This is a genomic window from Polaromonas sp. P1_F4 (assembly GCF_056405675.1).
Map to the genome: position 1 here is coordinate 60,286 of NZ_JBFUBP010000009.1, position 19,486 is coordinate 79,771.

The 19,486-nt window shown below is 62.3% G+C and carries 24 protein-coding genes; 15 read left to right on the plus strand and 9 right to left on the minus strand.

All coding sequences use genetic code 11. The features are described from left to right. Positions 1 to 66 precede the first annotated feature (66 nt). From AC1DYQ_RS17595 to AC1DYQ_RS17640, 10 genes are all read left to right on the plus strand, one after another. On the plus strand, positions 67 to 999 hold the full coding sequence (locus AC1DYQ_RS17595; protein WP_477687855.1) for a LysR family transcriptional regulator: 933 nt from the start codon (positions 67 to 69) through the stop codon (positions 997 to 999). 148 nt (positions 1,000 to 1,147) lie between these two features. Continuing rightward, the gene (locus AC1DYQ_RS17600; protein ID WP_477687970.1) at positions 1,148 to 2,143 is read left to right on the plus strand and encodes a M14 family zinc carboxypeptidase; all 996 of its coding nucleotides are present in this window, start codon (positions 1,148 to 1,150) and stop codon (positions 2,141 to 2,143) included. A 1-nt stretch (position 2,144) separates the two neighbouring features. Then, on the plus strand, positions 2,145 to 2,903 hold the full coding sequence (locus AC1DYQ_RS17605) for an alpha/beta fold hydrolase (protein ID WP_477687856.1): 759 nt from the start codon (positions 2,145 to 2,147) through the stop codon (positions 2,901 to 2,903). A 255-nt stretch (positions 2,904 to 3,158) separates the two neighbouring features. Then, positions 3,159 to 4,244: a hypothetical protein gene (locus tag AC1DYQ_RS17610; protein WP_457279203.1), complete on the plus strand. Its 1,086-nt coding sequence runs from the start codon at positions 3,159 to 3,161 to the stop codon at positions 4,242 to 4,244. A 145-nt stretch (positions 4,245 to 4,389) separates the two neighbouring features. Beyond that, positions 4,390 to 4,809, plus strand: a complete 420-nt coding sequence (locus AC1DYQ_RS17615) for a hypothetical protein (RefSeq protein ID WP_457279204.1) — start codon at positions 4,390 to 4,392, stop codon at positions 4,807 to 4,809. Positions 4,810 to 4,926: 117 nt separating this feature from the next. Then, complete coding sequence (locus tag AC1DYQ_RS17620; RefSeq protein ID WP_477687857.1) at positions 4,927 to 5,754, plus strand: c-type cytochrome; 828 nt, start codon at positions 4,927 to 4,929, stop codon at positions 5,752 to 5,754. Continuing rightward, entirely contained in the window at positions 5,751 to 7,037 is a 1,287-nt protein-coding gene (locus AC1DYQ_RS17625; RefSeq protein WP_477687858.1) for a c-type cytochrome, read from the plus strand. The genes AC1DYQ_RS17620 and AC1DYQ_RS17625 overlap by 4 nt, the downstream gene beginning before the upstream one ends. Before the next feature lie 193 nt (positions 7,038 to 7,230). Next, positions 7,231 to 7,782: a DUF4166 domain-containing protein gene (locus AC1DYQ_RS17630; RefSeq protein ID WP_477687859.1), complete on the plus strand. Its 552-nt coding sequence runs from the start codon at positions 7,231 to 7,233 to the stop codon at positions 7,780 to 7,782. 351 nt (positions 7,783 to 8,133) lie between these two features. Continuing rightward, a complete protein-coding gene (locus tag AC1DYQ_RS17635) occupies positions 8,134 to 8,571 on the plus strand; it encodes a DUF6678 family protein (RefSeq protein WP_477687860.1) in 438 nt (145 codons plus the stop codon). 48 nt (positions 8,572 to 8,619) lie between these two features. After that, the gene (locus AC1DYQ_RS17640) at positions 8,620 to 8,937 is read left to right on the plus strand and encodes a hypothetical protein (RefSeq protein WP_477687861.1); all 318 of its coding nucleotides are present in this window, start codon (positions 8,620 to 8,622) and stop codon (positions 8,935 to 8,937) included. Here the strand turns inward: AC1DYQ_RS17640 and AC1DYQ_RS17645 are convergent. Next, positions 8,927 to 10,171, minus strand: coding sequence for an MFS transporter (locus tag AC1DYQ_RS17645; protein ID WP_477687862.1), 1,245 nt, complete (start codon positions 10,169 to 10,171; stop codon positions 8,927 to 8,929). The two genes, AC1DYQ_RS17640 and AC1DYQ_RS17645, sit on opposite strands and share 11 nt — an antisense overlap. A 334-nt stretch (positions 10,172 to 10,505) precedes the next feature. Here AC1DYQ_RS17645 and AC1DYQ_RS17650 point away from each other — a divergent pair, with 334 nt between their 5' ends. From AC1DYQ_RS17650 to AC1DYQ_RS17660, 3 genes are all read left to right on the plus strand, one after another. After that, complete coding sequence (locus AC1DYQ_RS17650; protein WP_477687863.1) at positions 10,506 to 11,816, plus strand: NAD(P)/FAD-dependent oxidoreductase; 1,311 nt, start codon at positions 10,506 to 10,508, stop codon at positions 11,814 to 11,816. Between the two features lie 61 nt (positions 11,817 to 11,877). Next, positions 11,878 to 12,021, plus strand: a complete 144-nt coding sequence (locus AC1DYQ_RS17655) for a hypothetical protein (protein ID WP_164483755.1) — start codon at positions 11,878 to 11,880, stop codon at positions 12,019 to 12,021. Positions 12,022 to 12,028: 7 nt separating this feature from the next. Then, positions 12,029 to 12,361: a VF530 family protein gene (locus AC1DYQ_RS17660; RefSeq protein ID WP_477687971.1), complete on the plus strand. Its 333-nt coding sequence runs from the start codon at positions 12,029 to 12,031 to the stop codon at positions 12,359 to 12,361. Here AC1DYQ_RS17660 and atpE read toward each other — a convergent pair. Further along, positions 12,358 to 12,594, minus strand: coding sequence for a F0F1 ATP synthase subunit C (atpE, locus tag AC1DYQ_RS17665; protein ID WP_007868318.1), 237 nt, complete (start codon positions 12,592 to 12,594; stop codon positions 12,358 to 12,360). The two genes, AC1DYQ_RS17660 and atpE, sit on opposite strands and share 4 nt — an antisense overlap. 41 nt (positions 12,595 to 12,635) lie before the next feature. Here atpE and AC1DYQ_RS17670 point away from each other — a divergent pair, with 41 nt between their 5' ends. Both AC1DYQ_RS17670 and AC1DYQ_RS17675 read left to right on the plus strand, forming a co-directional pair. After that, positions 12,636 to 13,343, plus strand: coding sequence for a pseudouridine synthase (locus AC1DYQ_RS17670; RefSeq protein WP_477687864.1), 708 nt, complete (start codon positions 12,636 to 12,638; stop codon positions 13,341 to 13,343). A gap of 40 nt (positions 13,344 to 13,383) precedes the next feature. Further along, on the plus strand, positions 13,384 to 14,148 hold the full coding sequence (locus AC1DYQ_RS17675; RefSeq protein WP_477687865.1) for an SDR family NAD(P)-dependent oxidoreductase: 765 nt from the start codon (positions 13,384 to 13,386) through the stop codon (positions 14,146 to 14,148). A gap of 131 nt (positions 14,149 to 14,279) precedes the next feature. Here the strand turns inward: AC1DYQ_RS17675 and ppk2 are convergent, their stop codons facing one another. The 7 genes from ppk2 to AC1DYQ_RS17710 form a co-directional block, all read right to left on the minus strand. Beyond that, positions 14,280 to 15,185 (minus strand): polyphosphate kinase 2, encoded by a 906-nt coding sequence (gene ppk2 / locus AC1DYQ_RS17680; protein WP_477687972.1) that lies wholly within the window; start codon positions 15,183 to 15,185, stop codon positions 14,280 to 14,282. Positions 15,186 to 15,442: 257 nt separating this feature from the next. Next, the gene (locus AC1DYQ_RS17685; RefSeq protein ID WP_457279214.1) at positions 15,443 to 15,682 is read right to left on the minus strand and encodes an HP1242/YdcH family protein; all 240 of its coding nucleotides are present in this window, start codon (positions 15,680 to 15,682) and stop codon (positions 15,443 to 15,445) included. Between the two features lie 42 nt (positions 15,683 to 15,724). Next, entirely contained in the window at positions 15,725 to 16,162 is a 438-nt protein-coding gene (locus AC1DYQ_RS17690) for a universal stress protein (RefSeq protein WP_477687866.1), read from the minus strand. A 187-nt stretch (positions 16,163 to 16,349) separates the two neighbouring features. Further along, a complete protein-coding gene (locus tag AC1DYQ_RS17695; protein WP_477687867.1) occupies positions 16,350 to 17,324 on the minus strand; it encodes a Bug family tripartite tricarboxylate transporter substrate binding protein in 975 nt (324 codons plus the stop codon). 28 nt (positions 17,325 to 17,352) lie between these two features. Then, positions 17,353 to 18,069, minus strand: a complete 717-nt coding sequence (locus AC1DYQ_RS17700; RefSeq protein WP_477687868.1) for a class II aldolase/adducin family protein — start codon at positions 18,067 to 18,069, stop codon at positions 17,353 to 17,355. Positions 18,070 to 18,226: 157 nt separating this feature from the next. Continuing rightward, positions 18,227 to 18,508, minus strand: coding sequence for a DUF427 domain-containing protein (locus AC1DYQ_RS17705; protein ID WP_477674366.1), 282 nt, complete (start codon positions 18,506 to 18,508; stop codon positions 18,227 to 18,229). A gap of 306 nt (positions 18,509 to 18,814) precedes the next feature. Beyond that, positions 18,815 to 19,477: a glycine zipper 2TM domain-containing protein gene (locus AC1DYQ_RS17710; RefSeq protein WP_477687869.1), complete on the minus strand. Its 663-nt coding sequence runs from the start codon at positions 19,475 to 19,477 to the stop codon at positions 18,815 to 18,817. Between the last annotated feature and the right edge of the window lie 9 nt (positions 19,478 to 19,486).

Genomic DNA, 19,486 nt, shown 5'->3' on the forward strand with positions numbered 1-19,486 from the left:
TGGTTGCGCAATGGCATGCATAAGTAAATATGTCAAAACTTATCAGATTGATTAGAATTTCTTTGCATGCTCAACCTGGACCACCTGCGCACTTACGCCCTCATCGTTGAAACCGGGAGCTTTTCCGGTGCGGCCGAAAGGCTGGGCCTTTCGCAACCCGCCGTCAGCCTGCAGATCAGGCAGCTGGAGCAGAAGCTGGGTGTGCGTCTGATCGAACGCGTGGCGCGCCGCGCAACGCCTACGCCGGCCGGGTTTGACCTGATGGAGGAAATCCAGCATGTCAACACCGCCGTAGACGGCGTCATGGCCGCCATGGCTTCCCACTCCTCGAATGTGGCTGGCCGCATCACACTGGGCATTGGCGCCACAGCCTGCCTTTACTTCCTGCCGCAAATCCTGCGCTCATTGAGGCTGCGGTTTCCCAATCTGAGCGTGGTGGTCAGCACGGGCAACACGGCCGACTTCGTGAAGGCGGTGGAAGGCAACATGCTGGACCTGGCGCTGGTCACGCTGCCCGTCAAACGGCGCGCGCTGGCGGTGACACCGTTGTTCAACGACGAGTTTGTGGCCATCGCACCCAAGCGTGATGCCGCCATGCCCGCCAGGATCACCCCGGCCGTCCTGGCAAAGCGCGAGCTGGTGCTGTTCGAGCCGGCGGCCAATACCCGCGTGATCATCGACCAGTGGTTTCAGGATGCGGGCCACGCCCCCAAACCCATCATGGAACTGGGCAGCGTCGAAGCCATCAAGGAAATGGTGGCGGCGGGCCTGGGCTGCAGCATCCTGCCCGCAATGGCGGTCACCGGCCCAGGGCAGCATGCCGAACTCGTGGTCCACCCGTTGTACCCACGGCTGCAAAGGACGCTGGCCTTGATCATGCGCAACGACAAACCGGTGAACAAGGCCCTGCACCAGGTGATTGCCGCCATTTCACAGCGGGCGGGCGCCGAGCCGCGCCAGCCGGGCTCCCGGCCTTCCCCGCAAAACAACAAGCTGTAGCACGCCTGTCAAACAACTGTGCAAGGATGGGCGGATGCTCCCTCCGCCACTGCCTCCGCCACTGAATAGCGCAGCCGACAGCCCACGCAGCTTTCACAGCCCCTACAGCCTCACGCCGGCGCGGGATGCGGCGGCCAGCTTTTCGGAGATGGAAGAGCTCAAGACAATTTTGCTGGCAGGCAGCGCGCACTTTGACGTGGCCGTTGCGGCCGAAGCGCATACTGCCGGCCCGTCTTTTCCGCTGTATGTGGCGGGCATCGGCTCCCGCGACCCGGCGGCGCCCGCGGTCGGTTTCTTCGGCGGCATCCATGGGCTGGAACGCATCGGCACGCAGCTGGTTTTGCATTACATGCGGGCGTTGCTGTTTCGCCTGGAGTGGGACGAGTTGCTGCACCGGCAACTTGAAAAGATCCGGCTGGTGTTCATGCCCATCGTGAACCCCGGCGGCATGTGGGCACACAAGCGCGCCAACCCGCAGGGCGTGGACCTGATGCGCAACGCCCCCCACAAGGCGGACGCCCGTGTGCCTTTCCTGGCCGGCGGGCAAACCGTGAGCCCCCAGCTTCCCTGGTACTGCGGAAGGCCCGGCATGCCGATGGAAGTGGAAAGCGCGGCCGTACTGCAAGTGGTGCGGGAACAACTGGCCAGCCGGCCCTTCAGCCTGGCACTGGACTGCCATTCGGGCTACGGCTTTGAGGACAGCCTGTGGTTTCCGTACGCCAGGACGCGCCGGCTGATGCCGCACCTGCCGGAGATGTTTGCACTGCGGACCATGCTCGAGCAGTCGCACCCGCACCACGCCTACAGCTTCGAGCCGCAAAGCAACCAGTACCTGCTGCACGGCGACCTTTGGGACCACGCCTACGACCGCGCGCCGGCGGAGAACATCTTTTTGCCGATGACGCTGGAGCTGGGCTCGTGGTTATGGATACGCAAGAACCCGCGCCAGCTGTTTTCGCGCCACGGCATTTTCAACCCCATCAAGGCTCATCGCACGCGGCGCGTGCTGCGCCGCCACGCGGACCTGCTGGATTTCCTGACACGCGCCGCATTCTCCGCGCCGCGCTGGCTGCCTTCGGGCCAACAGCGCGTGCAACTCGCACGGCTTGCCGCGGCGCACTGGCGCCCGCGCAGGGTGTTGTGACATGACCTGGGTGTTGCTCAGGGGCCTGACCCGCGAAGCGCGGCACTGGGGAGATTTCCCGCTGCAGTTGCAGGAAGCCACAGGCCGCAGCCCCGGCCAGGTCATCACGCTGGATTTGCCCGGCAACGGTAAATGGTCCGGGCAGCGCTCCCCACTTTCTGTGGAGAAAATGGTCGAGGCGGTGCGCCGGCAACTGGCGGCGCAGGGCGTACGGCCGCCCTACGCAGTGCTGGCGATGTCCCTGGGCGGCATGGCGGCGGCCAGTTGGGCACAACGCTACCCGGACGAAATTTCGCGGCTGGTGCTTGTCAACACCAGCATGCGGCCCCACGCACATTTTGCGCAGCGCCTGCGGCCCCGCAGTTGGCTGACACTGCTGGCGATGGCTTCGCACTGGCGGAACATTGACGCCGTGGAACAAAAAGTCCATGAACTCACCTGCAAGCGCCAGGAGCAAAGGCAGCAGGATCTCACGCAGTGGCGCTTCATCCGCCAAAGCGCACCTGTGAGCGCAGCCAACGCAGCGCGGCAATTATGGGCAGCCACCCGGTTCACCTGCGCACCTTTTGCGCCGCGTTGCCCGGTGCTGGTCCTGTCTTCAGCCGGCGATGCCCTTGTCAGCCCGGCCTGTTCCGCGCAGCTTGCCCGTGCCTGGCAAACATCGCACCGGGAGCACCCCTGGGCAGGGCATGACCTGCCGCACGACGACCCGCGCTGGGTGTGCCAGCACGTGGCGCTATGGGACAACGCCTGCGCATGAATGGTTCCAGCCCTGCGGGCTGCGTGCCAGCGGGGCGGGACAAATAAGACCCGGCACGGGACAAAAACATCCCACCCCGTCAGGTAACGCAGCGACTGGGTTGGGGTGATATTCCTCTTCGAACGCAAGGGACAAATTGGTCCCGCAGCTCCTGTTTTCTGCGCCAAATACCTTTTGGATTCATGCACTTGCACGCGCTGCTCACCTGGCACAGGGTTTGCGAAGCTTTGCGGCAAAAGGAGCGCAGCCCACACCATGGCAGACCAAAGGATCAAACGGCACGTTTATCTTCCCGGCCTGGCGGCCTTCGACACCGGCCACCGCAAGGCAGCGGTGATGGAAATGGGACACACCGGTGCCAACAACGAGTTCAAACCAGGCACGGTTTTTGTCGACAACATCGAAGCCCAGCGCGCGGTGCGTGCGCACTACGAGGAACGCCATGCCAGCGTGATGGACAAGCTGCTCGCCGGCAACCTGACGATTCCGCAAAAGCAGCAACTGCAGCGCGAATACCGCGGTTTGAGCTCAGCGATCCGCAACGTCAGGGTCGTGCAGCCCGGCATGGCGCCGTACAACAACCGGGAAAACGGCCCCGCCGATGTTCTGTTCGTCAAGGGCCACGGCAGCCCGCGCAATCCCAACTCCATCACCACCGTGGCAACGCCCGTGGATGAAGACGAACACCACCCGCCGGGCCTGTTCGAGCAGGCAACAAAGGTCAACATCAAGCGCGGCTACAAGATGACGCACACGGCGCAGGACATTGGGACTGCGGTGCACAATATTGCCAATTCCGTGAACAGCCCGGGCCTGGACGTCCGGCTGACATCCTGTGGCAGCGCCGGTACGGTGTCGCGCGACCACGTGGCCATCGGCCCGCGCAATTTGGCCCAGACCTTTGCCGGGCAGGTTTCTGCCACGCTGGATGCCCAGCACGCCGATCCGCGTGTACGCGTCAGCGGGTTCCAGGGCGACAGCAATTCCACATTGCCCAGCCGGCAGGGCGCCGACGATGGTTTCGTCACGAAGATCAAGGAAAAACCCGAAAACCCCAACAACCTGCACCACTTTGTCGATGCCATGGAACGGCAGACAGCCAAGCTCGGGCCCTTGCATGAAGCACTTGAACCCATCAAGCAACCCCTGCGTGAAGTGGCGGTGGCGACCAGGCTGAAAGCAAACTTGCCGATGCCCCCGATAGCGTCCCTTGGTGTCGCACCTGCAATGCATGCAAATATGCGGCCTTTCACCAAAATTGTGACCACCGACAACGTCAATACCCAGCGCGTTGCGACCGGAACCCGGACGGCCGCGCTGACACCGATTGACAGGCACTAGGGCGGCACCACGTCCTCCGGGTCCTGTACTTCTTGTAGCGCCAACGTAACCAGCAACTGAGGTTTGACAAGACTGGGGCTTTTAGACGCCACCGGATGCCTTCGTGACGGCCCTGGTGCAAAATCGGCTGTCTCCCGCCGACACCATGAACAAGCCCAACCCACCTGCTGCCAGCACAGCGCTACACGACACTGCGGCGGCCGAGCCACTTGCAGGTGCCACCACCCGCCGCAACCGGCGCATCTGGGCATTGGCGCTGGGCACCACCGCCGCCATCTGGCAACTGGACCCCGCCCTGACTGAAATGGCGGAAATGATCGGCATGATTGCCTGTGCCGGTAACAAGACCCTGGCCCGGGACGCCATCATGCAGATGCGGGCGAAAGCCGACGCGCTGCGTGCACAGATTCCGCCCTTGCCGGGCAGCGCATTGACCAAGGTGGTCCGGCGCGCGGAAGCGGCCTGCGGTGCGGTGCTGGACAAAGGCGTGCGCGTGAAGGAAGTGCAGACCAGCTGGGACCATTTTCTGGCCTGCGTCCGCGCGTTGCAGGATCCTCGCAAGTAGAGGCGCAAACCCGGCTCCCGCCAGCCGTGCGATTCACGACTGGGACTCTACTGTGGGGCCAGCGCCCCGTCAATTTCACCCGTTTTTCATCCGATACGTTTTTCTGGAGGACACCTGATGCTGACACCGGCCGCCCATGTGCGGCATGATGGCCCCATGAACCCAAGATCTTTCCCACGCTTTTGCAAGCGTGTGCTGGCCGCGCGGCTGTTGTGGGCCGGCCTTGCATTTGCCATGGCGGGTGCCGCCCAGGCAGCCCCGCCGCCGTTTGAAGACACCATCGCGCAGCGCACCATGGCCTGCACGGCCTGCCACGGGCCCCAGGGCCGGGCAGCACCCGACGGCTATTACCCACGCCTGGCGGGAAAACCGGCGGGCTACCTGTACAACCAGCTGCTGAACTTTCGCGACGGGCGCCGCCACTACGGCCTCATGACGCAGCTGATCGAACCGCTCAGCGACACCTACCTGATGGAGATTGCGCAATACTTCTCCCAACTCGAAGTCCCCTATCCCGCACCCCTGCCCGCTGCCGCATCGCCCGAGGCCATGCGCCATGGACAGCAGCTGGTCATGCAGGGCGACGCCGCGCGCCAGCTGCCGGCCTGCGTGCAGTGCCACGGCCAGGCCATGACCGGCGTGGCGCCTGCCATTCCGGGCCTGCTGGGGCTGCCACGTGACTACCTCAATGCACAGCTGGGCGCCTGGAAGGCCGGGCAGCGCCGCGCGCATGCGCCGGACTGCATGAAAAATGTGGTGGAAAAACTCACCCCGGAAGACATCAATGCCGTCGCCAGCTGGGTGGCGGCGCAGCCCCTGCCGGCGAGCACCAAACCGGCCACCACGCTGCCAGCGCTCACACCCGGCGCTGTGGCCATCACCTGCGGCAGTGCGGCAGACATGCCCGCTGTGCCGGCTTTGTCCATCAGGAAAACGCAAAAATGAAGACCCTCCTCAAATGGGCGGTGGGCCTTTCCACCCTGGCAGCCGCCGCGGTTTTACTGGTATGGGCGCTGAATGTGCGCGACGAAGTCGACGTGAAGGCGCCTGTGGCTACCGCGGCCCCCAGCGACAGCCTGATTGCCCGGGGTGCCTACCTGGCGCGCGCTGGCAACTGCCAGACCTGCCACACCGTGCAAGGCGGCCAGGCCTATGCGGGCGGACGCGGCATCGCCACGCCGTTTGGCACAGTGTTCACCTCCAACCTCACGCCCGATGACAAAACCGGAATCGGCACCTGGTCATCCGCCCATTTCTGGCGCGCCATGCACAACGGCCGCTCCAAAAACGGCCGCCTGCTCTACCCGGCCTTCCCCTACACCAGCTACACGCAGGTCACGCGTGAAGACTCGGATGCGCTGTTTGCCTACTTGCGCAGCTTGCCCGCTGCGGTGCAGCCCAACCAGCCCCATGCGCTGCGCTTTCCCTACCAGTCGCAGGCCGCGCTTGCGGTGTGGCGCGCCCTTTACTTCAGCCCCGGCGTGTACCAACCGGACGCCGCACGCAGTGCCGACTGGAACCGCGGGGCCTACCTGGTCAAGGGCCTGGGGCACTGTGCGGCCTGCCACACCGCGCGCAATGCGCTGGGCGCCAGCGACACCGGGCTGGACCTGGCTGGCGGGCTGATCCCCATGCAGAACTGGTATGCACCCTCGCTGACCTCGCCGTATGAAGCGGGCGTGGGCGACTGGGACAGGCAGCACATCGTGAGCCTTCTGAAGAACGGCGTCTCACCACGCGCCTCGGTCACCGGCCCCATGGCTGAAGTCGTCCAGCGCAGCACGCAATATTTGAGCGACGCCGACCTCGGCGCGATGGCGCAGTTCCTCAAAGAGCTGCCGCCCTCACACACCACGCACCCGGAGCCGGCCACCATCAAAACGCAGGGCGAGTCGGTGGAACGCGCCGCCAAACTCTATGAACAGCACTGCGCCCAGTGCCACGGCACCAAGGGCGAAGGCATTGCCAATGCCTACCCGGCGCTGGCAGGCAACCGCGCCGTCACCATGAGCCAGGCCGTGAACCTGGTGCAGATCGTGCTGAATGGCGGCTACGCCCCGGCCACCGCCGGCAACCCGCGCCCCTTTGGCATGCCGCCCTTCGTGCTGGTGCTGAACGACGCCGACATGGCGCTGGTGCTGACGCATGTCCGCCAGTCATGGGGCAACCGGGCAAGTGAAATCACGCCGGTGGAGGTGAATCGGATACGGGCGAATTCGGGGCGGTAGACGGATCAGTGCGTTTCGTCTGCGAGGCGGGGCGCAATGGTCGTAATCTGAATACAACAGAGATTAAGTCGCCAGCGCCTTCCATCTTGAGAGCGGCGACCCGCCAGCTGCGCACCTAAAATCACCTGCAGTGTGCAGCCCCGCTTCTGTTGATCTGGTTCATGGCGGAACTGCACCGCAACCGAAAGAGCACATGTCGGCAGTCGTTGAAACCTGGTTTGGTGAGGCCTTCGCACAACTGCACCCGTTGCTCCAGGAACTCCATCGGTCTGGAGGCACACTCGCCGGCACAGTCGACGTTCGGCTGGGTACTGGCCTGGCAGGTTGGGTGGGTCGTCGGCTTGCAAGAAAGCTTGGCGTTCCGCCTTGCGACGGGACTGCATCGATGAGTGTTGCCATCTTCAGCACTGACACCGAGCTTCATTGGAACCGTACCTTCAATGAAGCCTCCACGTTTGCCTCAACCTTCACGCCGACAGGTCGTTATCCATCGGGTTACTGGGTCGAGTCATCGGGCCTGCTTCGCCTCAACCTGGGTGTTTCCATTGTCAATGGCGGCTGGGTCTGGCGGCCCATCGGAGGCCGGCTAGCGGGCGTTCCCTTCCCCCTTTGGCTCCTGCCTCGCACGGCCGCATCGAAGCGCATCGACAACGGTCAGTATCAGTTCAACGTGGAAGTCGGCCTCCCATTGCTCGGTACAGTGCTCTCCTATAGCGGGAACCTGTCGTCTGAGCCTCTCATGTGAAAGCGTAGGTGGCTAGATGCATCCAGCCGGATCGAAAGTCGTACTCATATCCTTCAACGGTGCCCGGTGCGCGCCTGAAGATTGTCACCCTGCCGAGAACTATTGGCTCCTGATAGGGACCCGGGGAACCATCGCAGGTCCGGTAAACGGAAACGGCCGCGTGCTGGTCACATTCGATATCCCGGTGAGTGAAGTGGGCCTGACATGCCACAACCCCACACCCAACAGCCTCTACATTCTGGAAACCGACCTTGCGCATTCCCAATAAATTGTTCATGCGTCACAACAACAGCAGGCATCGTGCAGCATCACAGCCAATGCGTCCGTTCATTTTTAAATCAGGCCTTGATCATGCATTCACTACCACTTGCCAATGCCGTCCCTGAGAACGAAGACAAGGAGAAAATTGCGCAGCAGGCGCGCCAGAAGTTCTCAGGCTCGCTGGCGAACGACACTCAATGGAACGAGCTGATCACATACGTGCGCGGCCTTGAATGGAGACCTTCGTATCGCTCGAAGTGGGTCAACGGCCACATTTCGGGCTGGGATGTCGAATGGTTTTATCACCTGCCCTACCCGTTTGTGGGCGTGGAGTGGTTTGACATCGGCTTGCATGGCGAACTCCGCACGGGCCGCCTTCTTGCGCCAAAGATCATTGACTATTCGCCTGTGTTTCTCGGAAGGTTGAAAGAGATCGGCTTCGACTTTGAATACAGAGACGGTGTGGCCAGAATCTGGGGCTATTACCCAAAATCATATGAAAATTTTCCGCTTGGCACATCTGCTTAGTTCTTACGCCATGGATCCACACCACACCCGCATTACGTTGGCCTCAATATGACTCCTCAACAGAAAAAACGTCTCAGCTACCTGAAAGACCGTCGAAATACCTACGGCGAAAATAGCAAGGCTTCGCGCAAAGGAATACCGCTTTCCAAGGCGAGAGGCATCCGGTCTGAGCGACACGCGCAAGACCACAAACTGGCGCAAGTAGTGCGGACTGTTGACCCAGAACAACTCGACGCGCTTGAGAACCAGGTGCGCTCTACCAAGCCACGCCACTGGCGCAAATCTGCGGACGACCCATTGGGTGAAGTGCTGGCCAGTCGAAAGAGCGGGCGGGCGGTTCGAGCCAGCGTGAAAGCTAGTGATTGACCATCTTGTCCCGCCGAGACAGCGACGGAAACAGCCTGAACCACGCCGCAGCCACCAGCAGCGTACCCACCCCACCCGCCACCACCGAGCCCACCGGCCCCAGCAGCGCAGCAGTGGCGCCTGATTCAAACTCACCAAGCTGGTTGGACGCACCGATGAATACCGAGTTGACAGCGCTGACGCGGCCGCGCATCTCGTTGGGTGTTTCGATCTGCACCAGCGTCTGGCGCACCACCACGCTGACCATGTCGGCGCCGCCCGAGACGGCCAGCACCAGCAGCGACAGCACAAAACTGGTCGACAGGCCAAACACCACCATGCACACGCCATAAAGGGCGACTGCCGACAGCATGGTCGGCCCGACGCGTCGCTCCAGCGGCCAGCGGGTCAGCACCGCGGACGTCAGCAAAGCGCCGACCGCAGGGGCGCCGCGCAGCAGGCCCAGGCCCCAGGGCCCGACGTGCAGGATGTCTTTGGCGAACATGGGCAGCAAGGCCGTGGCGCCGCCCAGCAGCACGGCAAAAAGATCCAGCGACGCAGCGCCCAGCAGGGCCTTGCGCTGCCATACAAACTCCACACCGGCCAGCAATGTACGCAGCGTCACCGGCTCACGTGGCGGCGGCGCGTGGTCATAGCGCAGCACCGCGATCAGCACGCAGCCGGTGGCAAAGAGGCAAGCGCAGGTGGCATACACCGCCGTGGCGCCGGCCACAAAAATCACGCCACCCAGCGCCGGCCCGCCGATGACCGCCGCCTGCATGCCGGCCGAGCTGAAGGCCATGGCGCGCGGCAGCATGGCGGGCGGCACCAGCACCGGGGTGAGCGATTGCTGCGCAGGCATCTGGAAGGCGCGGGCCACGCCCAGCATGACCGACACCGCCAGCAACAGCTCGCGCGAAACCCAGCTGTGGTGTATTCCCCCAACTTGCCAGCCCTGTGTGGCCGCCATCAGGATCACCGCCACCGTGGCCTGCGTCACCAGGCAGGCCGCGATGATGCGCCCGCGGTGAGTCCGGTCGGCGACGTGCCCGGCCACCAGCGTCAGCAACAAGGCCGGCACAAACTGGTACAGACCCACCAGGCCAAGGTCCCATGCGCTGCCGGTCAGTTCGTACATCTGCCAGCCCACGGCGACCATCAGCATCTGGTTGCCTGTGGTGGCAAAAATCCGGGCGAACCACATGCGCATGTAGGCGCGCTGGCGGGTGAGTTCCTTGAATGAGTGTGTCGGCATGCGGCCCGAAGCTTAACAGCGCAGTGCCCGCAAAGTACGGCAAGGGGCTACTCTTGAGGGCACGCTTCGTGCGGTTGCAATGCTATTGATTTAATAGCTGCTTGCGCACGTCCTGTATAGCAAAACCCAGAATTAGTGCATTGACTCATCCACAGGCATGAGGGCTCTCCCCGGAGCGGGATCATTTTTGCCCGAACCGGGAGACAAACCCGATAAGCCCGCCTGCTGGCCTGAAAATTAGGCCATTGGCTTTAAGTGGGGGGTCGTTTTAGGCGAAACAGGCAGTTAACATGGCGACATAACAGGGCCACCCTGGCACCAGGAGGAAGAAGTTATGCACCGCATCGTCATAGTGGGCGGAGGCGCCGGAGGGCTGGCGCTGGCCACGCAACTGGGCAAACGCCTGGGCAAAAAGGGCCTGGCCGAGGTCACCCTGGTCGATGCCGCCCGCACCCACGTCTGGAAACCGCTGCTGCACCAGCTGGCCGCCGGCAGCTTTGACACCCACGCCGAGGAAATTGAATACCTCGCGCAGGCCCGCTGGAACCACTTCAAGTTCCGCCTGGGCAGCCTGACCGGCGTGGACCGCCAGAACAAAACCCTGCAGCTGGCCGCCAGCCATGACGAAGCCGGCCGCGAGATCACGCCGGCCCAGCAACTGGCTTACGACACGCTGGTGATTGCCGTGGGCAGCCAGACCAACGACTTCGGCACACCCGGCGCGGCCGAACACACCATCAAGCTGGACAGCCCGCAAGCTGCCAAGCGCTTTAACGACCGCCTGATCAACGCCTGCATTCGCGCACAGACCGTACCGCGCATGGCCGGCAGCGGGCGCCTCACAGTCGCAATCGTGGGCGGCGGCGCCACCGGCGTGGAACTGGCTGCCGAGCTCCATGCCGCAGCGCGGGTGCTGGCCAACTATGGCTTTGACCACATCCACCCCGAAAAAGACCTGCAGATCGTGCTCGTCGAAGCCGCACCGCGCCTGCTGGCCCAGTTGCCCGAGCGCCTGAGCGAATCGGCCATGCGCGAACTGCGCAAGCTGGCCATCGAAGTACACACCAATGAAAAAGTGGTGGAAGTCACCGCCGACAGCCTGAAGATGGCCAGCGGCAAGGTCATCTCGTCCAGCATCACGGTGTGGGCCGCCGGCGTGAAGGCCTCCGACTTCCTGCGGACCCTGGGCGATGGCAACCCGCTGGAAACCAACAGGCTCAACCAGCTGGTGGTGAACGGAAACCTGCAAAGCACGGGCGACACAAACATCTATGCCTTTGGCGACTGCGCGGCATGCCAGCAACCCGACGGCACCTGGGTGCCGCCGCGAGCCCAGGCCGCCTACCAGCAGGCCATGTACCTGACGCGCTCGCTCTCCGACCTGATCGCCGGCAAGCCGGTGGCGCCCTTCGTCTTCAAGGACCAGGGTTCGCTGGTGTCGCTGTCGGAATACTCTTCCGTCGGCAGCCTGATGGGCAGCCTCACCAAGGGCAGCTTCTTTATTGAAGGACAGCTGGCCAAGTTCATGTACTGGGGCCTGCACAAGCAGCACCAGCTGGCGCTGGGCGGCTTCAAGAAAACCGCACTGATCACGCTGTCGGAAATGCTGGACCGGACCTATCGCCCGCGCATCAAGTTGCACTGATAATCACGGCATCCCTCTCGCGATTCTTTTATCAACCTCACTCAACCCAACGGAGAAAACCATGGCAAAAGGACAGCAAAACAACAACAAGATGGTCAAGAAGCCGAAGAAAGACACCTCGCCACCCAAGACGGTGTCTCCCGACGCGGTGCGCCCGACCATCGTGACGCAGGTACCACTGCGCGGCAAGCTGAAGAACAAATAAAGCCTTGATGGCCGGCTCTGGCGATTCGCCTGAAAATTTGCGGGAAGAAGTCCCGGCTGCTGCTACCGCACAGCCGGGTAATCCGCTGCACGGCGTCAAGTTGGAGGCCATCGTGACGGCGCTCTCGGAACACTACGGCTGGGAAGAGCTGGGCCTGCGCATCAACATCCGCTGCTTCACCAGCGATCCCAGCGTGGCGTCCAGCCTGAAATTTTTGCGCAAGACGCCCTGGGCGCGCGAGAAGGTTGAAAGCCTTTACCTATTCATGCTGCGGGAAGTCAAGCGCAGCAGCCCGCCGGTTCACAACTTCCCGCCGCCTAAAGCCAAGCCCCAACCCTAGAGGGGATTGGCGAACAGGAGCATCATGGCGATGCCCACACCGATCAGGAAGTTGGCATCGATCAGGCCGGCCAGCAGAAACATCTTGACCTGCAGCGGCTCCATCATTTCGGGCTGGCGCACGGCACCTTCCAGAAATCGCCCGCCCATCGCCCCTATGCCCAGGCAGGCACCAATGGCGCCCAGGCCGATGATCAATCCACATGCAATGGCAATGGCACCTGCGTCAGTCATGATGTCTTCTCCTTGGTTAAAAACTTTTCGTTGACTGAATCATGAAGGCCGAGCCGCCGCAGAACAATTACCCCGCAGGTAATGTCATCGACATTCCCGGCGTGAGGCTGCTACACGCCGACGAATTCCTGCTGGTGCTGGACAAGCCTTCAGGACTGCTCTCAGTGCCGGGACGCGGCGAAGACAAGCAGGACTGCCTGAGCGCCCGCGTGCAGACCGCCTTTCCAGACGCCCTGATCGTGCACCGGCTGGACCAGGCCACCTCCGGCCTGATGCTGATGGCGCGCGGCGCGGCCATGCAGCGGGCGCTGAGCCGATCGTTTGAAACGCGTGAGGTTGGCAAGCGTTACGTGGCGGTGGTTAGCGGCCGCTTGCCCGCACCGAGTGAGCCGAATGCCCCAGACAGCTGGGGCCTGATCGACCTGCCCATCATCGTGGACTGGCCACGCCGGCCGCTGCGCATCATCGACGGTGAACGCGGCAAACCCAGCCAGACCCGCTGGCGCGTGCTGGCGCATGACACGGCGGCTAACACCACGCGCGTAGAACTCGAACCTGTCACCGGCCGGTCACATCAATTGCGCGTGCACCTGAAAGCGCTGGGTCATCCGATTTTGGGCGATGCGCTGTATGCACCCGAAGCCGTACAGGCGGCTGCGCCGCGCTTACTGCTGCATGCTGCAGCGCTGCAGCTCACGCATCCGGCCAGCGGGCAGGCGATGGCATTTGAAAGCAAGCCCGGCTTTTAGACCGCAAGCAGTTCCATGGCACCGGCGCTACCATGCAACCATGGCACAAAACAACCACCTCACCCTGATCACAGGCGCCTCGCGCGGCATGGGCTTTTCCATGGCACGCCAGCTGCTCACCGCCGGCCACACGGTGCTTGGCATTTCGCGCACTGCCGTGCCCGAGCTGGAAGAACATGCGCAGCATGTCGGCGCTACGGTGCTGCAATGGGCGCATGACCTGGCGGACAGCGGCTCACTGAATGAGAGGCTGGAAAGCTGGCTCAAGGATTCACATGCCAGGAAACCCTGGACCAGCGTCACGCTGATCAACAACGCGGGCGTGATCCCGCAGATCGGCTCGCTGGACCAGATTGGTGAAGCCGACCTTGCAAGGGCGCTGCGTGTGGGGCTGGAAGCGCCGATGCAAATCACCGCCGCTTTCCTGCGCGCTACCGGCAGCTGGCAGGCGCCGCGCAAGGTGCTCAATATTTCGTCAGGCCTGGGGCGCCGCGCCATGGCTTCGCAAGCGGCCTACTGCGCCGCCAAAGCCGGCATGGACCATTTCACCCGCTGCCTGGCACTGGAGGAAACCCTGAAGCCCCACGGCGCCAAAGTCTGCTCACTCGCGCCGGGCGTGATCGACACCGACATGCAGGAGCAGCTGCGCGCAGCCGACCCCAAAGCCTTTCCGGACCGTGAGTCGTTTGTGGGATTGAAAACAGGCGGCGTGTTGACATCACCCGAAGATGCGGCGGCGCGCATCCTGGCTTTCCTGGCACGGCCCGACTTCGGAACAAATCCCGTAGTCGACGTCAGAGACTGATTAACCAGCAGGTGCCGCGGAACCGGCTTTGCCGGGCCGCAGGCGCCGCCCCCTCGAGGGGGGAACAGGCTACACGCAGTGAGCCTGGACAGGGGTGGGTCAATTTCTGCAGTGAGTCTGGACGAGGGTGTTCAATATATTTCCGGTACGACGATGTTTTGTGGGACCGGAGTACGCACATAGTCCTCATGGCGCACCCGTTCGGGCAGCACGATGGGCGGGTGGGCGGTTTCCTGGTAGGGCATCTGCTGCAGCAGGTGGTGGATGCAGTTCAGGCGAGCTTTTTTCTTGTCGTCCGCCTGCACCACCCACCATGGTGCCTCGGGGATGTGGGTGCGGTCCAGCATGATCTCCTTGGCCTTGGTGTACTCCTCCCAGCGGCGGCGTGACTCCAGGTCCATGGGGCTGAGCTTCCACTGCTTGAGCGGGTCGTGGATGCGGCCGAGAAAGCGCAGGTGCTGTTCTTCATCGGAGATGGAGAACCAGTACTTGATGAGCTGTATGCCCGAACGCACCAGCATCTTTTCAAACTCCGGCACGGTGCGGAAAAATTCCTCGTACTGGTCGTCAGTGCAAAAGCCCATGACGCGTTCCACGCCGGCGCGGTTGTACCAGCTGCGGTCAAACAGCACGATTTCGCCAGCGGCGGGCAGGTGGGATACATAACGCTGGAAATACCACTGCGTGCGCTCGCGGTCGTTCGGGGCCGGCAATGCAGCCACACGGCAGACGCGCGGATTGAGCCGCTGGGTGATGCGTTTGATCACGCCTCCCTTGCCGGCGGCGTCGCGCCCTTCAAACAAAATCACCACCTTGTGGCCGGTGCTGACCACCCAGTCCTGCAGCTTCACGAGTTCGGCCTGCAGGCGGAACAGCTCACGGAAGTACTGGCGGCGGTCTTCTTTTTCCTGTGCCGCGTCCCTGGGGCTGCGGGCAGGTTGCTCTTCCCCGATAAGCTCGGCCACGGTGCGGTCTTCAATCTCCATCTCCAGCTCTTCATCGTAGCTGTCGATCAGGTCATTGCGGATCCGCCGCATCAATTCTTCGTCGCTTGAACTCAAGGCTCTCTCCTGCACAACCGGAAATCGGTCAACACCCCAGCGTACCCGCGGCACATGGCAGTTTGATGAAACAGCCTAAAACCGTTGGCCATATCACCGGATTTTCAAGCAGCCCTGCAAGGCAGGAACGATATCAACCCCGTTTTTCGCTTCCCTTTTGATAGCTGCTTGCGCACGTCCCTATTGGGTTTCAAGGCAGTTTTCCTTAAAAATCAGGAATTCCCATGACGTGATCAGCTTTTCTTGAGGATCTGGTAAATCTCGTCCTTGACCTTGAGCCGCCGCTTTTTCAGGTCTTCCAGCGCCTCGTCCGTGATGACACCCACGCCCTGCTCATACTTTGCAATCGCGTGGTTGTCCTCGTCGTAGCGCGCAAAGAGCTCGGCAAAATGTGGGTCAGACACCTTGAGGCTGCGCATCTTCTGCAGGTATTCCGGAAATTCATGTGCAATGTCGTGGTTCAGAAGGTCCATAAAAGCTCCTTTATCGGCGTCACGTCATCAGGAAACGGCGGCTCAGTCGCGCACCACCAGCACAGGCAGGTGTGCATGGGAAAGCACCTGGGCGGTGACGCTACCCAGTACCAGTTTTTCAAGCCCGCGGCGGCCATGCGAGCCCATCACGATCAGGTCGGCATTGATCGCCTCGGCGGTGTCGAGAATGCCGCGATAGATGGCATGGCCTTCCACCACCGATCCGGTGGCGGTGATACCCGCCTCCTTGAAAACATGCTTGGCTGCGGTGATGGCCTCATTGGCTTCGGCCGTGGCAGCGCTCAGGTATTCGGCCTGCCCATAGGCAAAGTCGGCGCCCACCCCGGTGAAAGCATAGGGGTCTATGACGTAGACGACGGTCACCTCGCTCTTGAATGCCTGGGCGACTGCCAATGCATTGCCGATCGCCTTGCGCGAGGTGGAAGAGCCGTCTACAGGAACCAGAATGTGCTTGTACATGATGGAATCTCCTTGAGCCAGGAATGGATTCTGCGGCCGGCGCCCTTCGCGGGTCAATGCCGGCCAGCGCAGGGCCGCTACGGGCCCGCCATGCATCAGTTATAGGGTATTGGGTGACAGGCCGCCGTCAGACAAGGCGCCGAAACCGCAGCGCCTGCGCTGCGCGGGCGTCACAGCCCCGCGGCACTCATTCAGGTTTGATATTGGCCGATTTGGCCAGTTGCGCATAACGCGCCAGGTCCACCTTGATCAGCCTGGCAAGCGCGGCGCCGTCGCCGCTCAGAGGCTCCACGCCTGCTCCTGAAAGGTTTTCCCTCACGGCGGCTTCAGCCAGCACCTTTTGAACGTCCGCGTAAATTTTGGCAACCACCTCGGGCGGTATTTTGGCCGGGCCCATCAGCGCATACCAGATGGAAAAGTCCAGCGGCTTCAGGCCCTGCTCTTCAAAGGTCGGCACCTGGGGCATCAGGTCATAGCGCGTAGCGGTCGACACGCCAATGCCGTTGAGCTTGCCGGTCTTGATGTGCGGCGCAGCAAGGTTGGCGCTGAGGATGGCCAGTTGCACCTGGCCGCCCACCACGTCGGTCAGCGCAGGGGCACAGCCCTTGTAGCCGACATTGGTAGCACTGACACCAGACTTTTGCTTGACCAGTTCCATCACGAAATGCTGCGGTGTGCCGACGCCACAGGAGCCGTAGCTCAACGCTGCCGGATTGGCTTTGGAATAGGTGACCAGTTCCTGAATCGTCTTGATGTTGGTGCTTTGATGAGACACCAGCGCGATCGGCGTGAGGCCCAGCAGCATGATGGGTGTCAGGTCTTTTTCGGGGTCGTAGTTGAGCTTGCCGTTCACGGCCGGGTTGACCACCATGGTGCTGTTTTGCAGCAGCAGCGTGTAGCCGTCTGCCGGCGCCTTAACCACGGCTTCCGTGCCGATATTGCCGGAAGCGCCCGCACGGTTGTCTACCGCAATGCCCTGCCCCCACAGGGTCTGCAGACGTGCGCCGATCTGGCGCGCCAGGATGTCGGAGCCGCCGCCGGTGCCATAAGGAACAATGATGCGCACAGGACGGGACGGGTAGGCTTGCGCCAGCGCCTGCGTTGCTGTCATGCATGTCAGTGACATCAAGGTGGCCAGGGCCAGGAGCTTGGGAAATTTCATGGTTCGCCTCTTTCGTTTGTCGGGTTGCCTATTCAACGGCGCCGATGCGGCGGCTCCACAGTTCCCATGGCCGCATGACCTGCCCCTCGTTGGTTGCCATGGCCAGGTCCGCTTCTTCGGGCGTCAGGAACTCGATGGGGCCCAAGGCAGATGCCGTGAGCTGCAGCTTGGCATTTTCTTCGGCATAGACCGCCCGGTAAACCGCGCGCTCCAGCGAAGGCGCCACCACGGTCGAGCCGTGGCCACGCATCAGCACGCAGGTGTGCTGGCCCAGCGCCCTGGCGAGGTCTTTGCCCAGCCCCATGTCGCGGATCAGCAGGTCAGTGTTTCCGTTGGACTCGCGGATTTCATACAGCGACGAACCGCTGCCCAAAAAACCGCTCATGTGGAAGATGGGGCGCAGACGCTGGCCGGTCACGCCGAAAGGAATCACACTGGGGGAATGGCTGTGCACCACCGCCATCACGTCAGGCCGCGCGCGATAGATTTCGCCGTGGATAAAGCGCTCCAGGTAAGAACGCAGCGTGGACTCACCCACCAGGTCCCCATTGAGGTCGTAGGTCAGGATGTCAGCTTTTTTGACCAGGCCGGGGGCGCGGTTGCAGGACAGCAGGAAATGTTCAGGTGACTTGTCGTGGCGCACGCTCACATGGCCGAAGCCGTCCACCACACCCTGGTCGTACAGGATGCGGTTGGCCATCACGAGTTTTTCGATCAGCGCTGGATCGGCCGCGGAAGGCGTCATGAAGTCTCCTTATTGGCAACGGCCCGGAAGGGTCATTTTTAATAAGCATGCATATTACATGGCAAATTTTCCAGGCAAACGCTGAAGATTCAGGGTAAACCCGCCCTCTTCAGGCGTTCATCGGGCCTCCCGGCAGCAGCAGCCTCAGGCTGGTGCGTCAGGGCTCGATCTTCACGCCCTTCCAGAAGGCAATATGGCCCTTGATGTTGTCGGCTTCGGGCTTGGGATTGGGGTAATACCAGGCGGCATCGGTGTTCATTTCACCGTTGACCAGCAACGAGTAGTAGCTGGCCTGGCCTTTCCAAGAACACATGGTGTGGTGGTTGCTGAAAGTGACGTAGTCGCGGTTGAGCGCGCTTTCAGGGAAATAGTGGTTGCCTTCCACCACCACGGTGTCGTCGCTTTGCGCAATCACTGCGCCGTTCCAGATGGCTTTCATGGGTCTTTCTTTCTGCTCAAGCTGATGTTGAGGCGGGATGTGGAAATCGATCGATTGATCGGGAATTCGGAAGATGCAGGGCTCCATGCTAACCCTCCGCACAGGTCTTGGCCGACCCAGGGATTTATGAAGCCGCCCGACAAGAATGACGGCCAAAAAAAAAGCGCCGGTGACAAACACCGGCGCTTTTTATTGAGGCCCCTTCTTAAGGCCAGCATGAGCCGCAGGGCCGGCTTTGCCGGACTGCCAGCGGGCGGCCCCCTCGGGGGGCAGCGCATTACACGAAGTGAAAAGCGTGGGGGCCCATCAAGCAAGACGGAGATTCTTGCCTTCAACAATCACCTTCGAACCCACTGCCACGGCGCTGGAAAGCTCCATGTTGCGCACGGTGCCATCGTCCATGCGAACGCGCACTTCGTACACGGTGACCTTCTTCATGTTTTTCTCGATCTGGTTGCCGGCAAATGCGCCGCCTGCAACACCCAGCACGGTCATGGCGGTTTTGCCATTGCCGCCGCCCATCTGGTTACCGACAAGGCCGCCGACAACGCCGCCAGCTACCGTGCCAAGTCCGATGGTGGTGTTGCCCACGTCCACGCCATTCACCTTGCCCTGGCGTTGGACAGGAGTCACAGCTTCGACGGTGCCGCAGGTTGCGCAGACATTGGCGCGCGGGGTGGCTTGCGCGACTACGACCGGATTGGTGTGCGGCTTGGTAGTTTGGGGGCGTTTGGATGTATCGGCCGCCAGCTTGGCGGTCTGCGCGGGTTCATTGACGGCAGCCGATCCACCCGGCTGCGCGTCGGACCGGTTGACGACCAGCGCGGCGGCCAGTGCCATGACGGTCACGCCGAGCACGGCGACGATGGCGACAAGCGCCTTGCTGTGCTGCAGGCGTTGCGAGAAGCCCGGCTGGTGGGCAGGCTGAGGTTGAACGGCGGGTTGATTAACTTGGTTGTTGGTGTCCATGATGGAACT